This window comes from Paraburkholderia sp. RL18-085-BIA-A (assembly GCF_046027075.1).
GTDB lineage: Bacteria > Pseudomonadota > Gammaproteobacteria > Burkholderiales > Burkholderiaceae > Paraburkholderia.
The window spans coordinates 1-4,436 of record NZ_JARESU010000289.1; the positions used below are offsets into that span (position 1 = coordinate 1).

4 protein-coding genes and 1 pseudogene are annotated in these 4,436 nt (G+C 60.5%); 2 read left to right on the forward strand and 3 right to left on the reverse strand.

The features are described from left to right. Window positions 1-97: 97 nt before the first annotated feature. From P0D89_RS51105 to P0D89_RS51115, 3 genes and pseudogenes are all read right to left on the reverse strand, one after another. Entirely contained in the window at window positions 98-997 is a 900-nt protein-coding gene (locus tag P0D89_RS51105) for a phosphate/phosphite/phosphonate ABC transporter substrate-binding protein (protein WP_408367044.1), read from the reverse strand. A gap of 220 nt (window positions 998-1,217) precedes the next feature. After that, window positions 1,218-2,351, reverse strand: coding sequence for an alpha-D-ribose 1-methylphosphonate 5-triphosphate diphosphatase (locus P0D89_RS51110; RefSeq protein ID WP_408367042.1), 1,134 nt, complete (start codon window positions 2,349-2,351; stop codon window positions 1,218-1,220). A gap of 479 nt (window positions 2,352-2,830) precedes the next feature. Next, window positions 2,831-3,088 (reverse strand): annotated as a pseudogene (locus tag P0D89_RS51115) (IS6 family transposase); the annotation flags it as partial. 243 nt (window positions 3,089-3,331) lie between these two features. Between P0D89_RS51115 and P0D89_RS51120 the strand changes: the two are divergent. Further along, window positions 3,332-3,922: an NADPH-dependent FMN reductase gene (locus tag P0D89_RS51120; protein WP_408367040.1), complete on the forward strand. Its 591-nt coding sequence runs from the start codon at window positions 3,332-3,334 to the stop codon at window positions 3,920-3,922. Between the two features lie 62 nt (window positions 3,923-3,984). Then, on the forward strand, window positions 3,985-4,203 hold the full coding sequence (locus tag P0D89_RS51125; protein WP_408379345.1) for a porin: 219 nt from the start codon (window positions 3,985-3,987) through the stop codon (window positions 4,201-4,203). The last annotated feature ends 233 nt before the right edge of the window (window positions 4,204-4,436 follow it).

A 4,436-nucleotide genomic window follows, 5' to 3' on the forward strand; every position in this document is an offset into this window, starting at 1 on the left:
TGGGCGGGGGGTGGTGCGGGGGGGTTCCCGCCCCCGGGGGCCCAAACCGCGGCCGCCGGGTCTCGCGAGATGTCACCAGATGCGCTGAACAGGGTATTCACAGTTTTGCCAGGTCGATGTGAAGCGTAGAAACCAGATCGCGAATCTGGTTGTAGGCGGCATCCGATTGCGGCACCGTCTTCAGCTCCGGGTTCTGGTTCGACGCGAGAAACTTCTGATCGGCCTCCGGCAACTGGCGCAGATCGAGCGAACTCAGGACGCTTGCCAGACGGGTCTTGAAATCCGCCGGCAAATCGCCGCGCACGGCGAGCGGGTCGAGCGGAATCGGATCCGATTGCCACAGCGTCACATAGGCCGCAGGGTCGTACTCGCTATGCAGCTTGGCGCTGGCGATTTCTTCGCTGTTCAACTCACCCGCGTCGACCTTGTGGTTGCGCAGCGCTTCGAACGATGCCGTATGGCTGCCCGCATAGACACCCTTCACACCCTTGTCCGGGTCGATGCCGTTCTTGCTCAGACCGTAGGCGGGAAACAGATGGCCGGACGTGGAAGCCGGATCGGCGTATGCAAACGAATGGCCGTTGATGTCGGTCAGCTTCTTGAGGCCGGAGCCGGGCCACGTGACGATCGACGCGTAATAGGTGGCCGGCTTGCCTTGTTCGCCGGCGAACGTGGCGACGGCCTCGGCGTGCGCGACCTGGTGGGCGAGCACGTAGCCGAGCGGGCCGAATTCGCCGAATTCGAGCTTGTTGTTGCGCATCGCTTCGATTTCAGCGTTATAGCTGGTTGCGACGTAGAGCTGCACAGAACAGCCGAGCTTGTCGCCGATCATCTTGGCGAGGTCGGTATAGACAGGCAGCATGCGTTGCGCCGATTCGTACGGCTCGACGCCGAAGCGAACTACGCCGTTGTTCGGACAGGTACCGGCTGCATGCGCCGCACCGGAGACGAGACACGCTGCAAACATCGCGGCTGCCAAAACTTTGGATACCTTCATATCGTCCTCAAGTTGTATTAAAAGCGTGCCGAGCGATTCAACGACGAATTACAGCTTCCGCACCGGCCTCCTGCTCAAGGGGGCGGTACGGCACTCCTATTCCAACTCGCGCATTCTAAAAATCGCATGTGACACATCTGTGTACTTGTCGAGCCGTCTAGACGAATTGACCTCTGCCGGCTCGACCCCATCCGTGTGCCCGAGCGCAGCTCGGCATGCGTCAGACGATCCGCTCCCCTGCCCGCCAGGTCGCGCGCGGTACGGGCAGCCCATCGTGCACCTTCACTCGCACAAAGTCGGCCCGCAAACCGGGGGCGATGGCGCCGCGGTCGGACAGCCCCACCCTGCGAGCCGGTTCGGCAGATACCGTTGCGATTGCGCGCGGTAGTGTCCAGCCAGCCTTGTCGACGAGTTCGAACGCCGCGGTCAACAGACTCGATGGCACATAGTCGGACGACAGGATGTCGAGCAACCCGGCCTTCGCAAGTTCGAGTGCCGAGACGTTGCCCGAGTGCGACCCGCCCCTCACGATATTGGGCGCGCCCATGATCGTCGCGATACCTTGTTCGCGTGCGGCTTGTGCGGCGACGCTGGTGGTCGGGAATTCGGCCAGTACGATGCCATCGGCCGCCGCCTGTTCGACATGCTCGACTACGGTATCGTCGTGGCTCGCCACCGGCACGCCGAGCGCCACGCAGCGTGCAACGATCTCGCGGCGGTGCTGGTCGGCGTAGCGCTCCTGCCCATCCGTCAGCTCGGCTACCACGGCGGCGAAACGTTCATCAGTCAGCTTGCCGTGCCGTTCCTGCCAGCGGCGCCACTGGTTGCGGTCGTGCCATTGCCGCTGGCCCGGCGTGTGATCCATCACCGACACGAGGCGTAGCAACGGATGCGTGTGGAGCGAATCGAACACGTCCACCACATCGGGCGCGGCGATTTCGCAGCGCAGATGCAGGAAATGTTCGGCGCGCAGCAATTCGCTCTCGGACAAACGTGCGAGTACTTGCGTGCACTGCGTCTGCAGATCGCGATTGTGCATGTCCACGTCGGAACGCGCGCCGATTCTGAGTGAATCGAAGACGGTCGTGATGCCGGCCGCGGCCACCTGCGCATCGTGAATCACGAACGCCGCGTCGATATTCCACCGCACGCCCGGACGCGGCGCGAGATGCTTCTCGAGGTTGTCAGTGTGCAGTTCGATCAAGCCCGGCAACAGATAGTCGCCTTCCCAGTCAACGGCCTCGCGTGCTGACGTGGCGCCACGTTCCAGATCGCGAATGAAACCATCTTCGATACGCAAGGTGCCTGTAAATTCCTCGTCCCGCGTGACGACGCGAGCGTTCCTGATCAGCATCAATGTGCTCCGTATGTGCGCCGGCCTCAGCGTCGTGTTGCTGTAAGCCGCAGCGGCAGTGGTTGTAAGTCGAGGCGGCGCGTCGCGACTTCTGCGAGTGCGGCGTCGCGTGACGACTGCCATCCACGCGCGACGCGAGGCAGAAGAAGTCAACGCTAGCGTGGCGATCAGCGGGGCTCCTGCTCATCCACAGAATCGTCATGGCACCCTCTCTCATCTAAACGTCTAGATGTATCGGATCATGCCAGGAGACCCGTGACGCGAGCGATGCACTTCATATTTCCATCACGGTTTGCCCACGACGACGCGCGACGCGTTGATTATTTGAACCGGGGGGAATGACAACACGATGACATCGACCAATAAAGCAGCCGCACACCCCGCACGGGTACTGTCAAATTATTGGTCGACGAGCGGCCGAACGGTAATGTCGCAGTAAGGCTCGCGAAATAAGGTCGAATCGATATGCGAAGTACTGCTTACGTTGCCAGTTCGTAGAAGTGATCGACGGTGAACGGATGGGTTTTGCGAGCACGCTTCATCTGTCTTTTGGCGATCGTGTTCTTGACTTCGATGCTGCCAAGCAGGATTCGGGGACAGCGAAACTGTTGCCCCTGCATGGGTCGCATGCGCCGCTTGATCGCCCAATGGTCCTGCTCAACCAGGTTGTTGAGATATTTGGATCGGCGGATCCTGATGAGTGTTTCACGTTCGGCATTGATGGTTTCGAGCGCGGCGACCTGATATGCGTACGCCGTTACGTGGCCTGTCCGTTGAGCCTGCGGCGTTCCAAAGAAATGGTCGCTGAGCGCGGCATTTAGGTTGAACATTCGATCGCGCAGCATGGCCTGCCGAAAACGTCGATCCGGGCGTTTGGCTGAAATTCGAAAGCGGTTGTCCGGGGTGTGATACGCCTGGCGGCTACAGTCGGATGGTCCCTGGAGCAAAACCGCTCTCTCCTGCCATTCGCACTCAACCTCATGAAAACATCACTCAATTTTGTCGGCCTTTCGGGCAGCCTGCGTCAAGCGTCGTATTCGACTGCCGTCCTGGATGCTATCGGCAAACAATTGCTATCGCGCGGGCATGCTCTCAACTGTTTGAATATCGGAGACTTTCCGCATTACAACCAGGACACCGAGGAAGCCGGTTTGCCCGAAGCGGTCGCCCATGGCCGAAGCACCGTCGAACAAAGCGACGGCGTCGTAATTGTCACCCCTGAGTTCAATCATGGCATTCCCGGTGTCCTTAAGAACACCCTCGACTGGCTGTCGCGACCGGCATTCGCGAGTTGCTTTCAAAGCAAGCCGGTTGTTTTCTGCACGATTTCGCCAGGAGCACTTGGTGGCGTCCGCGCGCAGTATCAACTGCGAGAAACGCTAAGCTCGATGCTTTGCGAAGTTGTCGCGATGCCGGAAATAGTCATTCCGCACGTCAACAAGAAGTTCGAGAACGGGGTCTTTACCGATCAACCGACGCTCGACTTCATCTCCAACTCTATTGGTCGACTGATTACCACAATAGACCGGCGTCGGGCCGCACAAGACGACGGGTCCCTGGTCGCGGCCTGACCAGATAGACCCGCATAATCTGCCGATGCAAGAGCGATCGCGGGGAAATCGCCTCGATGAGAATGGCAGCCGTCGTTCCGCTCGCAGCGCTCGCCGTCACCTCAAGCGTCCACGTGCAGAGTAGCGTGACCCTGTTCGGCATGCTCGATGTCGGTGTGAGCAATGTGTCGAACCAGAACGGCGGCCATACACTCGAAGCGAGCGACTCGATCTATACGCCCGGTCACATCGGCTTACGTGGTTCGGAGGACCTGGGCGGCGGCTACGGTGCGAAGGTCTAGTGCCCCAGATACACGTTGAGGACGACCTCCGCCACCCGGTTGTTCCGCACCGCGAGAGTCACAACCGGGACGGCCACGCAAGCGCGGCTGTCCCTCCTGCCCAGCGTTCGTTACACAGCAGGGCAACCTGTGGCTGGATTGCCAGCGTATAGCCCTGGGTTCTCCTGGATAGGCAGAACGCCTATGCCGACGCCTTTTCCAGCGCAGCGATTGCCTTGGCCACACCCGCGCCA